Origin of the sequence: Chitinophaga sp. 30R24, from assembly GCF_049056765.1 — a bacterium.
In the GTDB taxonomy this organism is placed as follows: domain Bacteria; phylum Bacteroidota; class Bacteroidia; order Chitinophagales; family Chitinophagaceae; genus Chitinophaga.
This window is the reverse complement of the sequence record NZ_JBJGXX010000002.1, coordinates 15,518-37,561: the sequence shown is the minus strand read 5'-3', so window position 1 is coordinate 37,561 and position 22,044 is coordinate 15,518. Positions and strand designations below refer to the sequence as shown.

At 44.2% G+C, this 22,044-nt stretch carries 18 protein-coding genes; 10 read left to right on the top strand and 8 right to left on the bottom strand.

The features are described 5' to 3' along the window. Window positions 1-22: 22 nt before the first annotated feature. From gndA to ACDQ55_RS06580, 3 genes are all read right to left on the bottom strand, one after another. A complete protein-coding gene (gndA, locus tag ACDQ55_RS06590) occupies window positions 23-1,441 on the bottom strand; it encodes an NADP-dependent phosphogluconate dehydrogenase (protein ID WP_420980474.1) in 1,419 nt (472 codons plus the stop codon). A gap of 262 nt (window positions 1,442-1,703) precedes the next feature. Next, window positions 1,704-4,283 carry a phosphoenolpyruvate carboxylase gene (locus ACDQ55_RS06585; protein ID WP_420980473.1) on the bottom strand — a complete coding sequence of 860 codons (2,580 nt, stop codon included), beginning with the start codon at window positions 4,281-4,283 and terminating at the stop codon, window positions 1,704-1,706. Between the two features lie 296 nt (window positions 4,284-4,579). Then, on the bottom strand, window positions 4,580-5,431 hold the full coding sequence (locus ACDQ55_RS06580) for an energy transducer TonB (RefSeq protein ID WP_420980471.1): 852 nt from the start codon (window positions 5,429-5,431) through the stop codon (window positions 4,580-4,582). A 1,116-nt stretch (window positions 5,432-6,547) separates the two neighbouring features. Between ACDQ55_RS06580 and ACDQ55_RS06575 the strand changes: the two genes are divergently transcribed. The 3 genes from ACDQ55_RS06575 to ACDQ55_RS06565 all read left to right on the top strand — a co-directional run bounded on the left by ACDQ55_RS06575 (window position 6,548) and on the right by ACDQ55_RS06565 (window position 9,498). Continuing rightward, entirely contained in the window at window positions 6,548-7,378 is an 831-nt protein-coding gene (locus ACDQ55_RS06575) for a YitT family protein (protein ID WP_420980470.1), read from the top strand. A 387-nt stretch (window positions 7,379-7,765) separates the two neighbouring features. Then, entirely contained in the window at window positions 7,766-8,551 is a 786-nt protein-coding gene (locus ACDQ55_RS06570) for an SDR family oxidoreductase (protein WP_420980469.1), read from the top strand. Window positions 8,552-8,907: 356 nt separating this feature from the next. Continuing rightward, the gene (locus tag ACDQ55_RS06565) at window positions 8,908-9,498 is read left to right on the top strand and encodes a LutC/YkgG family protein (RefSeq protein WP_420980468.1); all 591 of its coding nucleotides are present in this window, start codon (window positions 8,908-8,910) and stop codon (window positions 9,496-9,498) included. Here the strand turns inward: ACDQ55_RS06565 and ACDQ55_RS06560 are convergent, their stop codons facing one another. From ACDQ55_RS06560 to ACDQ55_RS06550, 3 genes are all read right to left on the bottom strand, one after another. Next, window positions 9,499-10,149, bottom strand: coding sequence for a hypothetical protein (locus tag ACDQ55_RS06560; protein WP_420980467.1), 651 nt, complete (start codon window positions 10,147-10,149; stop codon window positions 9,499-9,501). A 225-nt stretch (window positions 10,150-10,374) separates the two neighbouring features. Further along, the gene (locus ACDQ55_RS06555; protein ID WP_420980466.1) at window positions 10,375-10,764 is read right to left on the bottom strand and encodes a hypothetical protein; all 390 of its coding nucleotides are present in this window, start codon (window positions 10,762-10,764) and stop codon (window positions 10,375-10,377) included. 272 nt (window positions 10,765-11,036) lie between these two features. Further along, complete coding sequence (locus ACDQ55_RS06550; RefSeq protein WP_420980465.1) at window positions 11,037-11,876, bottom strand: N-acetylmuramoyl-L-alanine amidase; 840 nt, start codon at window positions 11,874-11,876, stop codon at window positions 11,037-11,039. A gap of 148 nt (window positions 11,877-12,024) precedes the next feature. On the opposite strand from ACDQ55_RS06550, the gene ACDQ55_RS06545 reads away from it, so the two are divergent. Together ACDQ55_RS06545 and ACDQ55_RS06540 are read left to right on the top strand one after the other, a co-directional pair. Continuing rightward, window positions 12,025-12,906, top strand: coding sequence for a lysophospholipid acyltransferase family protein (locus tag ACDQ55_RS06545; RefSeq protein ID WP_420980464.1), 882 nt, complete (start codon window positions 12,025-12,027; stop codon window positions 12,904-12,906). 43 nt (window positions 12,907-12,949) lie between these two features. Continuing rightward, on the top strand, window positions 12,950-13,981 hold the full coding sequence (locus ACDQ55_RS06540) for a fatty acid desaturase family protein (protein WP_420980463.1): 1,032 nt from the start codon (window positions 12,950-12,952) through the stop codon (window positions 13,979-13,981). On the opposite strand, the gene ACDQ55_RS06535 is transcribed toward ACDQ55_RS06540, so the two are convergent. Both ACDQ55_RS06535 and ACDQ55_RS06530 read right to left on the bottom strand, forming a co-directional pair. Continuing rightward, window positions 13,929-14,633, bottom strand: coding sequence for a DJ-1/PfpI family protein (locus ACDQ55_RS06535; protein WP_420980462.1), 705 nt, complete (start codon window positions 14,631-14,633; stop codon window positions 13,929-13,931). The two genes, ACDQ55_RS06540 and ACDQ55_RS06535, sit on opposite strands and share 53 nt — an antisense overlap. 116 nt (window positions 14,634-14,749) lie before the next feature. Continuing rightward, a complete protein-coding gene (locus tag ACDQ55_RS06530; RefSeq protein ID WP_420980460.1) occupies window positions 14,750-15,649 on the bottom strand; it encodes an aldo/keto reductase in 900 nt (299 codons plus the stop codon). Between the two features lie 1,517 nt (window positions 15,650-17,166). Between ACDQ55_RS06530 and ACDQ55_RS06525 the strand changes: the two genes are divergently transcribed. The 5 genes from ACDQ55_RS06525 (at window position 17,167) to ACDQ55_RS06505 (ending at window position 22,040) form a co-directional block, all read left to right on the top strand. Beyond that, window positions 17,167-18,117: an ADP-ribosylglycohydrolase family protein gene (locus ACDQ55_RS06525; RefSeq protein WP_420980458.1), complete on the top strand. Its 951-nt coding sequence runs from the start codon at window positions 17,167-17,169 to the stop codon at window positions 18,115-18,117. Window positions 18,118-18,437: 320 nt separating this feature from the next. After that, entirely contained in the window at window positions 18,438-19,307 is an 870-nt protein-coding gene (locus tag ACDQ55_RS06520; protein WP_420980457.1) for a DUF6515 family protein, read from the top strand. Window positions 19,308-19,668: 361 nt separating this feature from the next. Then, window positions 19,669-20,763, top strand: a complete 1,095-nt coding sequence (locus ACDQ55_RS06515) for a hypothetical protein (protein WP_420980456.1) — start codon at window positions 19,669-19,671, stop codon at window positions 20,761-20,763. A gap of 83 nt (window positions 20,764-20,846) precedes the next feature. Continuing rightward, a complete protein-coding gene (locus ACDQ55_RS06510; protein WP_420980455.1) occupies window positions 20,847-21,311 on the top strand; it encodes a VOC family protein in 465 nt (154 codons plus the stop codon). 87 nt (window positions 21,312-21,398) lie between these two features. Continuing rightward, on the top strand, window positions 21,399-22,040 hold the full coding sequence (locus tag ACDQ55_RS06505) for a DUF5710 domain-containing protein (protein WP_420980454.1): 642 nt from the start codon (window positions 21,399-21,401) through the stop codon (window positions 22,038-22,040). Window positions 22,041-22,044: the final 4 nt, after the last annotated feature.

The window sequence follows — 22,044 nt, the reverse complement described above, 5'->3', positions numbered from 1 at the left end:
TTAATTGAAGATGAACATTATTTTATTGATGCTGCCATTCTGTATGGAAAGTGCCGGGCATATCAATACGCTGATAAGTGTGCGCGCCGAAATAATCGCGTTGCGCCTGTATCAGGTTGGTAGGCATACGGCCTGTACGGTAAGCATCAAAGTAAGACAAGGCCGACATAAAGCCGGCTACAGGAACACCTGCAGCCACTGCTTGCGCGATTACGCTGCGGGTATTGCTTTCTACCGATTGCACCAGGTAAGCAACAGCTTTATCCAACAGAATGTTTGCCAGGTCAGCATTTTGCTGATAGGCTTGTGTAAATACTTCCAGCAGGGAAGAACGGATAATGCAACCACCTCTCCATACTTTTACTACTTCTGGTAATGGAATTTCCATTTTCAGGTCGTGGGAAGCTTCACGCAACATAGCTAATCCCTGAGCATAGCTCAGGATAGTAGCGAAGTACAGAGCGTCATGCACCTGTTTGATCCACATCTCCGCCGGAGTGTGTATAGCATTTTCAGGTTCTTTATACAGAGTAGCAGCTTCCAGGCGCTGGTCTTTATAGCCAGAGAGGGTACGCATCGCCACAGCGGTATCTATTACGGGAACGGCTACCGGCAGCTCCATAGCATCCTGGGAAGTCCACTTGCCCGTACCTTTAGAACCCGCCTTATCTGAAATAACATCTACCAGGCGTTTGTCTGATTGATCATCTTGTTGCAGGAAGATATCTGCTGTGATTTCTACGAGGAAAGATTGTAAAGCGCCCTGGTTCCAGCTTTTAAACACTTCATGCAGCTGGTCGTTGTTGAGGCCAGCCCCTTTTTGCAGCAGGGCGTAGCTTTCACTGATCAATTGCATAATAGCATACTCGATACCATTGTGTACCATTTTAACATAGTGGCCGGCGCCTTCTTTACCAAGATAAGCTACACAAGGGGTATCCTTTACTTTGGCGGCAACAGCCTCCAACATAGGTTTTACCTTAGCATATGCTTCCAGATCGCCACCAGGCATGATGCTGGGGCCTGTACGGGCGCCCTGTTCACCACCGGATATGCCCATACCCATAAAATGGATACCTTTCGGGCGGAGTTCCTGTACGCGGCGTAAAGTGTCTGTGTAATGGGAGTTTCCTCCATCTATTACTACATCGCCCTGTTCCAGCAGCGGCAACAGGGATGCTATCACGTCATCTACCGGCTGACCGGCGGGTACCAGCATCATCAACTTGCGGGGACGTTCCAACAACTGCACCATAGTGGCCAGCTCGGAAACGCCTTTAACAGTAGTACCAGGGGTAGCGGCTGCTTCTAATGCGCTGTTCTTGGCAGCGTCTTTATCAAAGCCGATAACGGAAAAGCCATGATCTGCCATGTTGAGCAACAGGTTTCTACCCATTACGCCGAGGCCAATCATTCCAAAGTCATATAAGCTGTTTGCCATATAGAGAAGTTACTTAAGGAGCTGTAAAAGTAGGGAAGAATTGGGAAAAAAAACTATGTCTTGTAGAGGCCCTATGGGGGCCAGCTTCATAACGTACCAAATGATACAAAGCCCTAAGGCCAGGTAATACCACAGATCTGCCCGGATGTAAACGGAGCCTTGCGTAAAGTAAATAAAACAACAGGGATATGTCCGTAAAAACACCAAGAGAAAAACATTCAGGCTTTTGTTGGTATCTTTACGGAACGATCTCCAGGCACGGCTATGCGGAGTTTCTGCCTGCATTGATAATACCAAAAGAACAACGCATAATCAGCTTTTCATAGGTTTCCCTGCCATGTCCGTTGCCCGGCATTGCATCCAGCTCTCTTATACGCGTCAACGCATATTGCTGCGTTGTAAGCAATGGCAATACAATACGTTCTCTCATCTGTATCGAGAGCAGGTCTATAGGACTGCCGGCCATTAACTCGGATTCTCCGTTCAGGCGCAGCAGATACTTTTTAGTAAGTTCAAATTCGTTGTAGATCATCTGCCATACTTCTCCGTATTGCGGATGCTTGGCTAAATAAGCGGTGAGCGGGAAATAACTCTTCTTCATGGCCATCTCGCAGTTGTCCAGCAAAGTTCTGAAGAACAGGGAATGTTGGTACAAATGGAATACCTCTTCCCATTTACCTTGTTTATCCAATTGTTCCAACGCACTGCCCACGCCGTAGTAGCCAGGCACGTTCTGCTTCAATTGGCTCCAGGCGCCTACATAGGGTACAGCCCTCAAATCATTGAGATTTAATTTTGCAGAAGCATTCCGCTTGCTTGGACGGCTGCCGATATTCGCTTCTGCATAATAGCGCAATGGGCTGGCATGGTCCAGATAAGCCAGGAAATATGGATGTGTTTTTAATTTATTGTGGGCCATATATCCTTCGTCTGCCAACGATTGTAACAGATTTTCCTCTGATTTGGTCAGCGTTACTTCACGGGAGGAAAACAAGTCGTTGGTGATACCAGCATGTATCAACTGTTCCACATTGAACTGTGCAGCATCTACGGTACCGAAATTAGAGCTGATAGTTTGTCCCTGTATGGTTTGCTGTATTTCTTTATTGGCAATATTCCTGCCCATGGAAGCATAGAACTGGTGCGTTTTTCCGCCACCGCGTGCCGGAGGACCTCCTCTGCCATCGAAGAATACCACGTTGATACCGTATTCTTTGGAAATAGCAGTGAGTTCTTCCTTTGCTTTATAGATGCTCCAATTGGCCATGAGGTATCCCCCATCTTTAGTGCCATCGGAAAAACCCAGCATAATGGTTTGTTTGCACTGACGACGGCGCAGGTGCTCACGGTAATCTGTATTTTCATACAACAGCTTCATCACCAAACCGGCTTGACGCAGATCCTCGATGGTTTCAAATAACGGTACTATGTCTACCGACATCTCTTCCTTTTTCCAGCCACTCAACAAAAATAAACCATATACTTCCATTACATTAAGCACACAGGTACTATGGCTGATAATATAACGGTTACACCCCTCTTCTCCATTGGCTAACTGTATCTGTTTAATACCGGCAATGGTTTGCAGGGTATCCTGATGGAGCGGATTTTCCAGCAGCATTGGATCTATAGCATCCTGGATACCTAATAAAGTGCGGATCTTTTCCCGGTCGCTCAGGGAAGTATAATTATCTGGCAGGGCAGATGTTTTAGCTGCCACTGCTTCCAGGACTGCTCCATGTATGGAACTGTCTTGCCTTATATCCAGTGATGCGAAGAATAGGCCGAAGATCTCTACCTTGCTGATCAGGTTATCTACCAGGTGTACAAACAGGCCATTATGATCTGTAATAATAGTATTTCGTATATCCGCTAACGTATCAAGTATTTCCTGACGGCTGATATCTGCTTTATGGCCAGGTTTAAATAAATTGCGCGACAATTTTCCTTCCAGCGAGGCTACAACATTTTCAACACCTTTAAACGTAAGGCGACGGCGCAAGTTACGTACTTCACGGAAGTAGCATTTCATTATGGAAGCGCGCAGGGCTGTAGCCACCTCCATAGTAGTAGGCGCATTCACAAAAGGATTGCCATCTCTATCGCCACCTGGCCAAAAGCCCATGCGGATCAGGGAATTATTACTACTGATAGCACCGGGGAACTGGCCTCTCATAAAAGAGAGAATACGGCCGGCCGACTGATAAAATATATTTTCCAGGAACCACACCAGGCTGATAGCTTCATCGTATGGGGTAGGTTTTTCCTTCTTAAAGAAGGGCGTTTTACCCAACTGTTGCAGGTACATATTTACCTGACTGGTGTTTTCATCGATCAATGCTTTAGACAGATCGTTGATGATACCTAATACTTCGCTAGGATAAAACTGGGTAGGATGCGCGGTGAGCACAAGCCGTACTGAAAAGTCCTTCAATTTCTCTTTCAGTTGTTCCTGGGCCTGTTCCTGTACCACTTCCGACTGGAGATGACGTAATGTGCCGGCGCCTTGCAAGTCGCGGATATTACGGAAAGCGGCATCTTCAAGGGCATCAAACAACACTACTTGTCTTTCGGCATATTGCACAAAACGAAACAACAGATCGTTGCGCTGCTGCTCGTCGGTATAGGTAGTATATTGCTGAAAGAAAGTATCTATGATCTCCTGCGGACTACTGCCTTTGGCATAGCCCTCCTCACAATGCAACAAAAAAAGCGACAGGAATATGCCTGTTTTTTCCACACGGTGGAAAGGCAAAGAGGTAAAGAGGCTATTATATAGCTGAAACTTGGTTCCAACGAGGTTCTTGAACTGTTGCAGCGAATTGTTTACCGGCGCTTCCATACTAATTTATCCGTTTAGGGTGCTAAAGAAGAGAACTAAACAGCCGTTAAATTAATAATTATTATGATGATTTATTAGTTTTTTGATTTTTGTTTTACATACACACTTAATGTTTGAATATTATCTAATAGATAAGTAGATATACAAAAGGCAATCCCGGCCGCTGTAATGCGCACCGGGATTGTTAATCAGGATTAGAAGGCGTGGGTTATATGGACAAAGGCCGGGATAAATAGGAATGGCGGAAGAAAATCATACGGTATTGGTTATCTGAAAATTTTTATAGGTATACAACATTATTGGTGTAGTGCAAACCGGATTGGCAGGTTAAAAAATACGGAGACATTTTGTCCATTTTGCCGGCCGGGTTTCCACTTAGGCATTTTGCCAACTACGCGTATTGCTTCTTCTTCCAAACCACCGCCTTGTACAGCACCTACAGTTTTTACATCGGAGATACTACCGTCGCGGTTCACTACGAATTGAACAAAAACAGTACCCTGTATTCCATTTTCCTGGGCTAAAGTTGGGTATTTAGTTGTTTTACCTAAATACTTCATCAGCGCCGCCTCACCACCAGGAAATTCGGGCATTATTTCCACCGTTACAAAAGGCCGGTCGTTTGCAGCTGTAGGTGGCGCTGCTACTACTCCCCCATCCATCCCTTTGCCACGGAGATCAATATCCATGTCTGCATCTACCCCTCCTTCTACACCATCAATGTTAGCCACACCTATTATTTTATCCTTCATGTCTATCTGCTTAGGTGGCATTTCATCTGGATTCACATCTTCTTTTGTGATCACCATTTTGCTGGTGAAAGCCACAGTAGTAGCAACTGGCGGAGGTGTAGCCGGAACAGCAGGCGGAGGTGGAATCACCGGGTCTGGCTCTTTCGGTATATCCAATTGGGCCAGCTCTATTTCTTTGATCTTAAATACCGGCTGCTCAGTATGACCGGCTGCCATTAACTGGTTATTCAATACATAACCGCCCATGATTACCAGCATGATAGAAGCGGTGCCTATTATAGCGTTGCGAACCCGCCTGTCGTAACGACTACGTAATTCATAGGCCCCATAATCCTTATTCCTTCCGGAGAAGAGAATGTCGAGGAACTCGTTCCCCCTGATATTAGTTGAGTCCATGGTAATGTGTTTTATAAGTAGATGTCTTGTTAAAATGTTTTCCATAAGATTTTCTTATTTTTTTTTCGGGAGATGAAAACAAGAGAACGTCATCTTCGTATAGGCGATACAGCAAGATGTATTATTCATAAAAAGAAGTCCCGACGTATGTCGGGACTTGCTGGCACTGGGGGGACCTTACCTGGGAAACAAGTGGTTCCTACATTATAAGTCAGGCTTTCGGAAAAGTATATGCTTCTACGTTAGTAAAGCAAAGCTGCTTCCGGATAATAATTTAAAAAACGTTGGCTGGAAAGCAGTGATGGATAATTTTATCCTCCAGTCCCCGGGGCAAACTGCCGGCAAAACCCACCAGAATTGTTTGAAGCAGCGCCCCGTTTGAACTGAAGTTGATAGTTTATGGCTCATGGATAGTAACAAAAAAATGCTGTTAAACGACGTATATACTTAAAGGTTATTAAATAAGCGGCACTGCTATCATATCGACAGCTCTTACTTCAGGGGTCTGGTAACTGAATAGCAGGAAATTGTTTCATACTGCATACCATCCATGTGGGATACAGCGATTAAGATGTTAGTTGTATATGCCAGGAGGATGCGGGTAGGTCTGTTGCGATAAATTTACCACCAATAAATTTGCAACGCACCTTCCCCCGCAAGCCTGACCAGGCATTCTATTTACAGCTTACAGAACGCAAGATCTTTTTAATAGCTACAGCTACAACAATAGCACGCTATCTGAATATAACGGGAACAGGTGATAAATTGGTCCTCTGCATATTGCGTGAGGGAACGCATTCCACTTGTCAGCATGTGCCTTTTCATAGTGTACTTATATTTACACATTTTTATCAATAATAATGATGGCCGCACACCTTGCTGGTGGATCAAAGGATGCCGGAAGCAATTGCCTGATGCTTCCATTGGGAGACAGATTCAATTAGTCTACAGATCTGGTAGACAAATATACATAGGGTTTTATTAATTCCAAATAATTGCATCAATTTTTTTGTGTTTTTCTTTAATGGCTATATGTTATCATATGTTTACAAAAGCTTAATTCAGTATCCTCCTCCGCACTTCGCGATACGTAATACAAAGCTTATTTTTGCGGGCATGAAAGAGCATGTGAAAAATGTAGTGCTGATAGCACTCGGCGCACTGATATTTGCTGTCGGCATTAACTACCTAGCCATTCCCAATAAATTGTCGGAAGGAGGCGTAATAGGCATCACCATCGTTACCTATTATTTTCTGGGATGGTCTCCAGGCATTACTAACTTTATTATCAACGTCCTGCTGGTTATTGCCGGGTATAAGCTATTGGACAAAAGAAGTGCGGTCTATACCGTTTTAGGCATATTCTTTTGTTCCTTGTTCCTTTACCTGACAGCGGATAAATTGGCGCCTCTTACCACCAACTCACTACTGGCTGCCATTTTTGCCGGACTACTGGTAGGCATCGGCATAGGACTGGTATTCCTTTCCGGTGGCACCACTGGCGGCGCTACTATTATTGCCCGGTTATGTAATAAATACCTGGGCTGGTCTCTCGGCAATGCCATGCTTATTTTCGACATTATAGTGATCCTAGCCTCTTCTTTCATCATCGGTGTAGAAAAAACCATGTATACCTTTATAACCGTTTACATCGGGGCCCGTACAGTAGATTATGTTGTGGATGGTCTCAATACTAAACGCGCCATCACCATTATCTCTAACCATACCAGCACACTGGCAGCCAAAATTACCGGCGAACTTAAGCGTGGCGCTACCGTACTGCACGGGCATGGCGCCTACACCGGCGATCCGAAGGAAATACTGTATGTAGTGATTGGCAAACAAGAGCTGATGCGATTAAAATCACTGGTACAGGCAACCGATCCTGAAGCCTTTGTCGTGATCCACGAAGTACATGAAGTACTGGGCAGAGGGTTTTCAAAATAAACCCTTCTTAACAACAAATTTTAAACCTAGCAAAGGGCCGGTTAAAAAATAATGGCCGGCCCTATTTATAACACGAACCCTTCATAAACAATACATTAGCCCCTACTACCTTCCACTGCAAAACCACTATTACTGCTTTCCCCTCCTACTTTATTTGGATTTTGGCTTTTAGATATTTATATTGTAGTCAGCCGAACGTTCTTTTTCTTTCCTTACCATCTTATCAACCGCATAATTACAGAACAATGACGCCAAGCCTGCAACGCTTTTTACCGCTGGATGTATTTCGCGGTATGACTGTATGTTTCATGATTATCGTGAATACCGGTGGCACAGGCTGGCAGGTATAGCGGAGTTAAATTCATTAAATTGTAGGTAAAAAATACAATGGACCTCTCTCTCAAAGGAAAAACAGCACTTGTGTGCGGCAGTTCACAAGGAATAGGTTTAGCTACTGCTATAGAACTCGCGTTACTGGGAGCTAATTGCATTTTACTGGCCAGGAACGAAGACCGGTTAAAAGCTGTTCTTCCCTTATTGGCAGTAAAGGGACAGCAACGGCATCGTTATGAAATAGCCGATTTCTCAGAAGTAGCACAGGTAATCGCCGTAGCTAACGACTTAGCGCAGCATGGGCCGGTGCACATCCTTATTAACAATACCGGCGGACCGGCGGGAGGCCCTATCTTAGATGCCGGCGCCACCGCCTTCACCAACGCTTTCTCCCAGCACCTGTTATGCAACCAGGTCCTCGCACAAGCATTGGTGCCAGATATGATTACCGCAGGATACGGCCGCATCATCAACATCATTTCCACCTCAGTAAAAACGCCATTAAAAAACTTGGGAGTATCCAATACTACGCGTTGGGCAGTTGCTGCCTGGTCTAAAACCCTGGCTACTGAACTCGCGCCGCATGGTATAACAGTAAATAATGTACTTCCCGGTTCTACTGCTACCGCCAGGCTGGAAACGCTGATCAACAACAATGCTACCGCCCGCCAGGTAAGTAAAGCAGCAATAGAAGCGGAATGGCTGAAAGAAATTCCCATGCAGCGATTTGGAGAAGCCCACGAAATAGCCGCATTGGCCGCCTTTCTAGCATCCCCGGCAGCTGCCTATATTACTGGCACCAGCATCGCGGTAGATGGAGGAAAAACGCCCGTAATGTAAACCCATATAACGGTGATGTAAACACGGCTGAACCTACAACAAAATATGAACAGATGTGTTAATGGTTACGTAAACCTATCAAATCATGGCTGTATGAAAAATGGCTGTTCATTCCTTGTTACATTGACGCCATATTTCCTGAAACAGGTATTGCTACCCTGGAATTATTGGAGTGGTTAGAAATAGGGTTATCCGCTAAAACAATCCTGTTGCAGGAATATGGGGTTTTTAAGGGCTCCTTTTGTGTTATGAATACCACTACAAGGCCCATTAAGCACTGATAAAGTACATAATTACTTAGCCCCATTTCGCCAAACATACATTTCGTGAATGGTATTTACAATATAAAGCCCAAGATGATGAACAGTCACACACACACACAAATACTGTCTGCTGTTCGCAGTCAGTTGCCCGCCGGGAAGACCGACTATCCGGCTGCTACAGTTATCCCCAAAAAGATTACCACGTTGTTACCCGCTTTTGAAGACCGCGTCCGGGACGCCGGAGGCACCTTGTACAAACCAATAGATGCCACAGCTGCGCAGATACTACTGGCGCAACAATTCCCAGAGGCACGCGTCATCTGTTCTACTACCCCAGAAATTGCAGGTAACCGCGACCTTCACGTTATCACAAACCCGCATGAACTGGCAGATATAGATGTAGGCGTAATACGCGCCCGGTTCGGCGTAGCAGAGAACGGGATGGTATGGTTAACAGAAGAAGACCTGGTGGTAAATGCCCTGGGATTTCTTTCCCAGCATCTGGTAATCCTGCTATCTCCTACAGAAATAGTAGCAGACATGTATGATGCTTACCTAAAGGTGCATCTGGAAGACACCGCTTATGGCTGCTTCATGATGGGTCCTTCCGCTATTTCCGATATAGGCGCAGTACTGGTACATGGCGCCCAGGAAGCGCGAAGCTTAAGCGTTTACCTGATGTAATCAGCAAGGAATAAAATTAACAACGCGTACCAATTTACCGTTTTCAAAATACAACTGCACACTGCTCACACTTTCTTTACTGTAGGAGTCTCGCAGCGTGATCATATCTGTTTTACCTTCATTTTCCGCCTGCAATACTGCATTGGGGAACCACCGTTTTATATCCTCCCAGGTAGTATTGCAGGAGAGCGTTATTTTTCCACAGGTAAGTGTACTATTGGGGATAAACACAAATTCTTCACAAGCCAGTGAATCTTTGTACTCCTCGAAAGTAGCGCCATTTTTATAATAGTAATTAAAGTCTTCTTCAAACTGGGAGCCACAAATATCTTCCCCGGCAGCGGAAATCACGCTATCTGGCGCCCCAAGCAGCCTTTCCAGCTGTTGCCTGTTAGTGAACAGCGGCACCTTATTATTAATCAGCGCCTGTGGAAAAGGAAATACTTCTATCTGATCCCATGGTATATTCCGGTGCAACTCCTGCAGGGAATCCTCTGAGGCAGTAAGCGGCCTTATATTTTCTGAAGCCGCAGCTACCGCTATGTTGTCTTGCTCTTCCTGTTTGGCCTGTTGGCAGGCAGCAAATATAGTTACTGCAAAGAATAGCCCGATGGTTGTTTTTTCATACAACCGATTCCGTATTTTCAGCATGATCCGGTTAAATTAAGACTAATCATTCAAAAATCACATAATTAAAATAATTTATATTAAATACCAATTATTTTTTATGGGGGGAGAATAAAAAACCCGGAAGAAACTTACCAGGAATCTATATTCCTGGTAAGTTTCTTCCGGTAAATAACCCAATATTTTTCTTATCAGGTATTAGATCTTGGTAATAAGCAAGTGGACCCTTTAGCTTTTGAAAAGCTAACCTTATTTATTCAGCAGTTTTTTTATTTCTGCTTTACTATCTTCCACATTCTGCCAGATCTGCCTATCCTCGCAAACTGTTCCTTTATATTTGATGGTAATCTTTGTTCTCCGCAATACCACCTGGTAGTATTCCGGAGCATCAGGGGAATTTTCCCAGGTAACTTTGCCATTTTCTTCAATACCGCCGGCCAGTTTATCTTCCACAATATCATGGATCTTTTTGCGCAGGTTTTCTGCAAAATCATAACTCACCTCTGTTTTCACGAGGCAGGAAGAATCGCGTACCGGTATAGCAGCAGAGGGGGCAACAGCTGATGAATAACGGGAAAATAACAGTAGCAGGGCAATGGCTGCTAATAGCAGTAACGGGAATTTGTGTGTACGTTTCATGGGGAAGAGAAAATTATAACGTTGGCAAATAGGTATATAACAAGTCCGGATAAACGATCTCTCTTTGATTTGGCAATAAGTCCAACCTATTATTAAAATAACCTATTTATCTCACACTACAAAAACTCTTTTCAGGACATAGGGGTAAAGCCACAATAAGGTGTCGATATACTGGCTGTTAGCTACGGAAACTGGATAAATTACTAACTGAATGCTTTGAGCTGCCAACGAAACCAGCCTCCCGTAGCAAGTTAGCAGGGGTAGTCTTGGCTTTATTGATATTGTTGTTGCAGGTTAAATAAGATCTTTTTCGCTGCTTCGTTCATTCCCGGCAAACTATCTGCTGGTATGAAGTGGCGTTTGAAGGCCATTATAGCGGCAGTGGAATCTTTAATATCATAACCGATAATGCGCAACGCCAGCAGCGTATTAAACGATCCGGGAACCACCGTAGCAGCAGTGTCTTTATACCACAGTCCAAATCCTTTTCCTGCTAATTGTTGCCAGGGAAAATACGCGCTGGGATCTACTTTTCTGCCGGGGGCAATATCGCCATGCCCTATGAAATTGGCTGCGGGGATATTATAACGGTGCTGCAGCGTGTCTAGCAACACCAACAAGCTGTTGATCTGGGCCGGATCAAAAGGTTCCTGCCCGTTATTGTCCAGCTCAATACCTATGGAAGAAGAGTTAATATCGGTAAGGTTTCCCCACTTGGCCACGCCTCCATGCCAGGCACGGAGATAGTCGTTGAGCATATGGTAGATAGTGCCATTACGACATACCACATAATGAGCGCTTACCTGTGTTTGTTCCATGGTAAACGTTTTTAGTGTTTGTTCACATGAATGCTGAGCAGTATGATGAATAATAACCAGATTGGGTTTACGCATATTAAAGTTAACCGTACCTACCCAGGATGTAGGGGGTATACCCTCGGGGCCATTGATGGGGCTAGGCTCCCGGCGCAGCACTTTCGCATAGGATTTTGTGCGCTGCCGGTATTTTTTATTGCTAGGGGCATACGGATTACGGGCGCAATAGGTAAGGCCCCCCATCATTGCCAACAGGCAAATTGCTTTTATCAGGTAAAATATAGTTTTCCTTTGCATCTGTTAAAGTTTGCACAACACTACTGGATAAAGATACTAAATGAACCGATGTGCCGTTTTTTGTTGGAATACTATGAAAAGTGTTCTTTTAAATATACATTTACATTTTCAATAATACTTTTTTGGGGTATTAAAAATCTATGCCACATTGTCTGGAGTTGCCTACTACCTGCTGTTACCGCTGATATACGCGATATCGCTATTGCCTTTTCGTGTACTTTACCTGGTTTCTGACGCAGTATATGTTTTGTTATATTACGTACTGGGCTACCGTAAAAAGGTAGTATTACAAAACCTACGTAATTCATTTCCGGAAAAGAGTGAGGCGGAAATTCACCGCATCTGCAAAGATTTTTATCACTATCTCTGCGATCTTTTCCTGGAAACATTTAAAACGCTTACCATCAGCAAGGCTGCTATGGTAAAGCATTGTAGCTTTACGCCTGATACCCTGGCGCTATTTGACCAACTAGATGCCGAAAAGAAAAGCATCGTGTTGGTTATGGGACATAAGGGTAACTGGGAATGGGCTGGTAATACGTTCAGCATATTGTGTAAACAACAATTGTACGTTATCTACCACCCACTGGCCAACAAACATTTCAATGGGCTGATGTACCGTATGCGCACCCGCTTTGGCACTAAGCTGATTGCCATGCAAGACACTTTCCGGGATATGGTGCAAAACCGGGACAAGGTTACCGCCACCGCTTTCATTGCAGACCAGGCACCGCAGCCTAAAACTGCACAATGGCTTAATTTCCTGCATCAGGACACGCCTGTTTTTAAAGGCACTGAAAAGATCGCACAAAAAATGAACTACCCGGTAGTATATGTAACTGTACAACGTAAAAAGCGCGGCTACTACACTGTAGTGGCCGAAGTACTCACTGCTACACCTGCTACAGAAAAGGATGGAGAAATAACAGCGGGACATACCCGTAAATTGGAAGCAGATATAGTTGCACAACCAGCCACCTGGCTCTGGTCGCACAAACGGTGGAAACACAAGCGCACTGCTATTATTTAGTCGACAAAAATTTTAAATAAGCTTATAATATCCTACAACTATTATGCTGGAAGGTAAAGAACTGATCCTGGCAACCAAGCCATACGCACGCGAACACAGAACTCTTAGCTGGCTGTATGCATTATCTACGCTATTTCTGTTAATAGCCACTCTTACTGGTACTTTAATGCTACCTTACCTGGTATTAAAAGTAATGGCCAGCATCCTTTCCGGGTTGCTGATCGTAAGAATGTTTGTGATCTATCACGATCATCAGCATCATACCATACTACATAACTCCTCTCTGGCCAACGCCATAATGATACTATTTGGCATATACGTGTTGGCGCCATCCAGCATCTGGAAACGCTCCCACGATTATCACCATAAACATAATTCCAAACTTTTCAGTGCCAGCATTGGCTCCTACCCTATCCTTACGCGCAACAGGTTTGAATCAGCCACACCTTCAGAACGCCGACGCTATCTGTTCAGCCGCCATCCACTCACCATTATCGCTGGCTACCTGTCTATGTTCATGATCGGGATGTGCATACAATCTTTTTTGAGCAGCCCACGTAAACATGCAGATGCCTTATTCGCCTTGCTTATTCACATCGGCGGCAGTGTAGCAGTATGTTATTTTTGGGGCTGGCAAAGCTGGTTATTGTTTATCGTTATTCCCTTTACTATTGCTTGTGGCCTGGGAGCATACCTGTTTTATGCCCAACATAATTTTCCTGACGTTGTTTTCAGTGTAAACAAAGACTGGTGCTACGATAAAGCAGCATTGCTGTCATCCAGCTACCTGGTAATGAGCCCGGTAATGCAATGGTTTACAGCCAATATAGGTTATCACCATATTCATCACCTGAATGCCCGCATTCCTTTTTACCGCTTACCGGAAGTAATGCAAGCCTTCCCTGAATTGCAACAGGCGCGCACCACCTCTTTATCTTTCCGCGACATGAGAGCCTGTTTCCGGTTGAAGGTATGGGACCCGGAACAAAATAGAATGATCAGCTTAAAGGAAATACGAGTTATCAGGACGGCCTTACTGAGGCGGAAGTCTGATCCTGCAATAATTGCTGGATAATTTTCTTTCTGGCGTCTAGTCCCAACTGGGTTAGTTCTTTTGTTTTTTGTAATACGGGTAAACCTGCAGTATGTGGGGAACCTTCCCTAAAAGGCGGGGCCGGATTATATTCCAGTTGCAACTGTATTATTTTGGCCATTTCTTCACCACCGATTAAGGCCGTTAATACCAATCCGAAATCAATGCCGGCGGTCACCCCACCGCCGGTGATACGATTACGATCTTTTACCACTCTTTCTTCCAGCGTTTCCACACCAAACATCCGCAACAGTTCTAGCGAACGCCAATGGGTAGTTGCCTTATACCCCTGTAACAGTCCGGCAGCTGCCAATACCAAAGCGCCAGTGCTCACAGACGTAATGTACTTTGCTTTTTCTGCCTGTTGTTGCAAGAACTGCAATACTACTGGCTCTTGTAAGAGTGTATTTATGCCATGGCCGCCAGGAACAAACAATATATCCAGCTGGGGGCAATCTGCCATCTCTATCGCTGGTTGCAATATTAGTCCTCCTTCTGCCCGGATAGGGCCGGAGGTAATGCCAACAGTCAGCACTTCAAAACAAGGAGCTTTTACAAATACATTGTAAGGGCCTGTAAAATCAAGTATGGTGAGCTCCGGAAAAAGCAACATACCTACTTTTAATTTCTGCATATGGGGAAGCTTTAACAAAGCACAATGATAAAACAGTCTGCTGAAAGCGGGGAGCAGGGAAAATGATGTATGTTACCACCTCATCCTTAGCTGGAGTGCAATATATCCAGCCCTTCCTACAACCGGTGCTGATCGTAAAAATTAACCGGAACCACGCGTTGCAATTGAGCAATAGCCGCTTCTTCCAAAGCAGGGGATATAGTGGCCCTAAGGGCATCTTCCAGTTGCTCCCTGGTTCTGATTCCCACAACAGCACTACTAACTGCCGCTTGTTGTAATACAAAACGGAGCGCTGTTTGCGCAGGTCCTCTCTCTGGCATACTCAGCTCATTAATGGCCGCGGCAGCAATGGCCACCGCTTCAGCCGTATAATTAAGATAAGGGGTCGCTGCTTTGTTTACCAACAATCCTTTCGCCACGCTGCCCCTTGCTAACACGCCTATGCGATGTTCTTCCAGTAAAGGGAAGCAATATTCCTCCGGGCGCCGGTCCAGCAAACTATATTGCATCATTACACTTACCATATGGGAATGGTTCACATACTCATGGATCACATTTGGGCGGATGGAAGAAATGCCGTAATAACGAATCTTCCCTTGTTGTTGCAATGTTTCAAAAGCGGCAATGGTATCTTCTATCGGGTCTTCGATTGTGCCGCCATGTAACTGGTAAAGGTCTATATAATCTGTTTGCAACCGTTTGAGGCTTTCCTCCACCGCTGCTATGATATATGCTTTCCGGGGGTTCCAATCCCAGCCGCTCCCATCTTCCCGCCATTGGTTGCCTACTTTGGTTGCAATTATCACTGATGACCTCTTACCTACTAAAGCCTTCCCTACTGTTCTTTCATTTTGCCCGCGGTCATAGAGGTCTGCCGTGTCAAAAAAATTAATCCCGCCATCTACAGCCTGATGAATAAGACGCGCATTCAGGGCATCATCACTGCCAAGCGACATACAGCCAAATCCAATCTCGCTGATAGAAAGCGTAGATTTTCCGAGAAAATGAAATTGCATATAGTATCCGTTTTAGATAGGTAACCAGCACGCTGGTATCATGTACCAGCTCCCCATCACGAAGGTATAGCCTAATGCACCAATTTTCACCACTCCGGAAAAATAATCCATCTCGTAAATATTGGGCTGTTTCGACAAACAGCCCTTCCTTTTAACACTCGTCCACCTCTATTTTAACCACTAAGCATGAGTATCTGGAATAACTATACGTGTTCATTGTATAATTATCTGCATGTCTGATAATAGGGCCGCCTGGAAAAGCAGCCCCCTTTTCTGGTATGTCCGATCCATTATGTAGTCCAAAAACTCCTGAATGCATCACTGTACATCTGTTGCTACAGGGCATTTGGACTACCCTCCTTTTTAGTTGTATATCAAATTGCCTTTCTTATTCTACTGAACTTGTTAAAATCAGGGACCTACTAAAAAGAAGGCCCCTATCATTCCCAATCTGATGCTACTTAATCAAAAAGTATATATAGAAGGCTATTGCAATAGCCTGGTTTTTCAGGTCGGGGACTGTTTGGATAAACAATCCCCTTTATTCCGAATTAATCGCAGCATAAAATTGCCTTACAATTTATACTGCCCGTTTAACCTATAGCATTGTATAAAAACAATACGCATTCCTGACGCCTGCATATTGAGCATCTTCGGTAATGAGGACCGCTTGGAAAAACAGTCCATATCATTTAAAGCTTCCATCTGTATGTTGCACTCCAATATTTTTTTGTATCCCTTCACTTGCTACAATTATTATAATATCAGGGACTACCTGAATAAGTGGTCCCGTTAAGAAAGCGTCGCAAAGACTTCAACTAATGATTCATCTCAAATTTGAAGAAAAAACAGGACCGTTTGGACAAACAGTCCCTCTCTGTATGTACTATCACCCCATTTGTGAATAGGATTTATTGATTAACTATATCGGGAACAAACAATGGGTTATCGCCAAATATCTTTACCCAATAACTTCCTCCTGGCTATTGCGCAGAGGGCCATATCCATATTATGCCATTTATACAAACAGATCTCCACGTCCAGCTAATTCAATACAAATAGAAAAAACCGGTGGTGGTAATGTCCTAAAAATGTACATGTTTGAAAATGTCTGTTAAATAAAAAAGACTGCATGTGGGTTAATTTTCAAATTTTCTAACAAACAATAACTGCTATAACCGTACTGTAAACTACCTTACAACCTATCATCGCACGGGTTAATAGTGCATGACAGTAATACATAATGGCTACAAAGCGACAGAAAAGTAGGTATATTTTCAACGATCATCTATCGTTATAATGCAAAGATAGTTACTCCCTGTTTTCATCAAACACTTATCGGGGCTCAAATCCCAATGAATAAGAATGAACAATTTTTAATTTTACTGAACAAAATGAACATGCAGTGTCAAAAAAAATATTGTATTAACAAAAGGATACTGAGATTATTATTGAATAATCAGACGTATATTCAATAGAAGTTTTCATACATACTTTAACGTTAGTAATCCTATCCCATGCAAGAACAAATCACAGGCGCTTTTTATGGCATTGCCATCGGCGATGCACTGGGTGTACCGGTAGAATTTAAAACCCGGAGCTTTCTTTCAGAAAACCCTATTACTACGCTTACCGGTTTCGGCTGCTGGAACCAACCTCCAGGGACTTTTTCGGATGATACTTCTCTAACTTTCTGTACTGCAGAGAGCCTGATTGCGGGATACGACATTCATACGATGGCTCAAACCTTTGTACGCTGGGCCCAATTCGGTTACTGGGGCGCCCATAATGAAGTATTTGATATTGGCCATACTACCCGGCGCGCCTTGCAAAGAGTGGCTGTAGGTACTTCCCCTTTCGTTAGCGGTGGCTTTGAAGAATTTGAAAACGGAAACGGCTCCCTGATGCGCATGATGCCGCTGGCCTTCTATCTGGTAAAAGAAAATGATATACACCAACGCTATCAAACGGTAAAAGAAGTATCAGGTATCACCCACCAACATTTCCGCTCCGTACTGGGATGTTTCATCTATGTAGAGTTCCTCCGTCATTTGCTATCGTTAAAAAACCTACAGCATGCATACGCGCAAATGCAACGGTCTGTAAATGCTTATCTGCATATGCAACCATTTAATCCGGCAGAAGTAAAATATTATGAAAGGATATTACAACAACAGATAGCAGCGGTGCCGGTACAACAGATTGATAGTTCAGGTTATGTGGTGCACACCCTGGAAAGCGCTTTATGGTGTCTGCTCAATACCAACACTTATGAATCCTGTGTGCTTGCTGCTGTTAATTTGGGAGGCGACACCGATACTACCGGCGCCGTAGCAGGCGCAATAGCAGGACTACATTATGGGATTAACCAAATACCAGCAGCCTGGATCGAGCAAGTAGCCCAATCCGCAGCAATCAAACAACTGGCCCAACATTTCTCAGTTGCGCTTAACGCTACCAAGGCATAATAACTACAAATTTTTTGTTAAAAAACATTTGGATTTTTGCCTGTACACCTTGTAAAATCACAGGATACCGGCAAAAATCCCGGCTTACAACGCCAACTTTTACGGTAACACGTTGCAAAACAATATTTTCTGTTTTGCCTCACCAACCATTACTTGCTTCTTAACAAAGTCCACTATTTTCAGCGTTTTTTTCCAAAAAAATACCGGCCGCATTTTTGCATACTACTCTTTAAATTAAACTTTAGTTACCATTTTCCGTCCAATAAGTAACTGAAAAATAGAGGATTTGAAGTGACGATTACTATTTTAATGTTAAGAAAATGAAAAACAGATTTTATATACTGTTTGTGCTGATTGGCCTTATGGGCACATTTACAGTTAACGATGCTTTTGCACAGAGAGGCGGAGGCGGCCATGGTGGCGGTGGTGGCGGTGGCCACTTCGGTGGTGGAGGTTTCGGAGGAGGATTTGGAGGAGGCCGAATGGGAGGAGGAGCCCCCAGCGGTCGGATGTATTCATCTCCGCATATGTCATCCCCCCGCGTAACCGCGCCAGTTAACAGAGGCTACTACCGAGGCGGATATTACCGTGGCGGATATTACCGCGGTGGATATTACGGACGCCCATGGTACAGACCTTACTACTACCCATTCTTTCCTCCTATTGGCTTGTATGTTTCTACCCTGCCTTACGGTTGTTTCGCATTAGACGCAGGATTTGGCCCCGTATATTATTACGGTGGTACCTATTATGAATCTAGCGGCGACGACACTCAAGGCTACAAAGTAATACCGGCCCCATTAGGCGCGGCAGTTCCGGACCTTCCGGACGGCGCACAGGAAATCAACATGGATGGTAATGTGTATTATGAATCAAATGGTACCTATTACCAGGAAACCATGACAAATAGCGGCCGACGTTATGTGGTAGTTGGAGAGAATGGTAAAATAGGCGACAGAACAGTACCAACTACAAATGACCCAAGTAACACCATTGCCCCAATTAACAACGGCAATAATAATGGTACAGACAATATGGTCACCCAGTTACCAGACGGTTGCCGTACTGTAAGCATTAATGGTCAACAGTACTTTTTATCAGCCGATGGCATGTATTACCAAACAGTACTGAACAGCGATAATACAATCGTAGGTTACAGGATAGTTGGTAAAATAAATGCTACTAATTAAGAAAAAAATATAAAGACATAGTTGTTCAGTAAAACAAGAGGCTGTCTCATAATTTGTGAGGCAGCCTTTTTATTGGCTTTACCAACTGCTGCTGGCGTCTCCTCCCGACAACCCGGTGCCTAGCCAGACGAAAAAGAAGAAAACGAGGAAAGAGCTACTGAAAGAACATGCAGTCAAACTCCCTGGCAAGGCCAATTCTTTTAGGGCGCTGCCATTAAAAATACTATATTTCAGTATATATACGTTTTAGTTATTCCTGCTACAATTGGCAGCAATAGTTGGCCGTGATAAAAGATTACATAAATTAGTGATCTTAAACCAGTTAACATTGTTACTTTATAAGATTATCAATACAACTCACATGAAAAGGTTTTTCATATTGGTTGCCCTCATCGTTCCGGCATTACTGCAAGCCCAAACGAAGCTCACCGAAACAGTTATAGACGATTTTTCGGCCAGGGTGGCAGCTCATTATCAACTTCCGCACGATTCTATTACAGGCTACATTGCGGAACAGTTAACCCGTAGCGGCAACGCAGGTTTGGATGTAGACTCTACCGTTTTTGATCTGAAAAAAGATCTCACAGCACTGGATGCCGCCCTGAAATTTCTTTATCAGTATAGCGACTGCAACCGGCAACGGTTTATCGCCAACCTTCGCAGCATGAACCTGCAAAGCAACAATATATTCCCTATTGCTACCTACACGGCCAATAAATACAAAAACGATATTAAGGCCCTGTTAGACGATAAAAAAGACTTTCTGTCGACTTACGCAGGACCGGTTACTGGCAAAAAACCGCCTGCCAGTATTTCGGAAGTAGCAGCCGCTAACCAGGCAGCGGCCAATGCCTCCTCTGCTGTTGATGCAACCCCTGGCAGCTCCAATACTGAAATAGATAGCAACACAAACACAGCAGCTACTGCACCTGCTGCCGACCTGCGCAATTGGGAAGTACACCCCTTATTTCAGGTTCGCAAGCCTGAACAACTACTAGAAATGTATGGCCAGGGCAATGTGATCCAACATGATGCCGTTAACCTGGCTGGCGATAAAGAAGGGGAGGCTTACCTGATTTATCCCGACACCGACAATGAACTGGAAGTACAGTTTGATGGAGACAACGGAAATATCCTTACCTTCTCCCACTATCCTTCTAAATGGAAATCCCCTTATGGTATTAAAGCTGGCGACCCGCTGGAAAAATTAATCAAGGTAAACGGACGCCCGTTCAAGATCAATGCCTTTGAGTGGACAGATGGTGGCAAGGTAACCAGTTGGCAAGGGGGCTCCCTTGATGGCAAAGGCGTAGTGATTGTGCTCAAAGCCAACAATACCGGCGATCCTAAACTTTATGACCAGGTTACCGGCGACAAAATCATACGCTCAGATATGCCTGCCCTTAAAAAGCTTGATATTATTATTGAATCTGTTGCTTTTAAAGCAGCACAGTAGCAAGGCAACTGTTATATCGTTATCCGGTTATTATATGCTGAAAAGTATCTGATAACCGGATATTTTTTTGCTATCTTGTCATTATGAAACAATTTTTACTATCCGGCAGCTTGCTGATACTGGCCCTGACCGGGATTTCCACTAACATGAATGCGCAAACGAAAAAGTACCCATCACTGAATCATATGGCTTTATACGTGGTAAACCTGGAACGTAGCACGGCCTTTTACCGGGATATTATAGGACTGGAAACGCTGGACGAACCTTTTAAAGACGGCAGACATAGCTGGTTCAAAGTAGGGGAACATAGCCAGGTACATGTGATTTCCGGCGCCGACAAAGCTACCACACACGATAAAAATACCCACTTATGCTTCAGCGTACCTTCCATGAAAGAATTCCTGGAGGTATTACAACAGCACCATATTGCCTGGGAAGACTGGCCAGGCAAAGCCGGCTCCGTTACCCACCGGGTGGATGGCGTACAACAGATTTACCTGCGTGACCCAGATGGATATTGGCTGGAAATTAACGACGATAAATACTAATCCTCTTAAAATAGGGCATATCAGGCTATAATTCCCTGATTTTTCCTTAAATTCAGGGAAGAGAGTCTTTAGTTATACCCTGTTTTTATGTCATTACTACTGAATGTTCCCTCTGAGGATAAGGCACTGGCGGCGGCCAAAGGCGCACAATGGGATAGCGCCACTCAAACTTGGTATTTACCGGAAGACCAATACGATCGTCTAATGGAAATAGAACAATGGATACCTGTGTGCCAACCAGCCATTATACTGCCCAGTGAAATTACTATTGTTCAGGCTCACCGGCCCTGCTGGAATTGCCAACACAATAGCCAGGTGATTGCATTAGCCGGTAATTATTTTTTTGAAAAAGATATCAATGAAAGGGATGAAGCTGTATGGCTGGAACAGGATTTTTTTACTTTATTCCAACAGGTGATTGCGGTTTCATCCAACCTACAGGAATTTCTGGCATCTTATTATCCACATTTCAAATTAGCCTGGTCACATACCACCGAAAAAAATTGTTGGTTAAATCACTGTACTACCTGTGATCATGTACAAGGCGACTGGTTTCTGTTTGATGAATCTGGTAGTATATTTAACCCTGCGGATAAAGAAGCTGCCAGCCAATTGCTGATACGCAATTTCCAACTGGCGCATGCCCCTTTAATAGACGGTGTGTATTGTTTGGGAGATCATCTTAGGTTGATCAGTGAATTTGCAGAGCGGGGCAGTATCCATTCTTAAATGG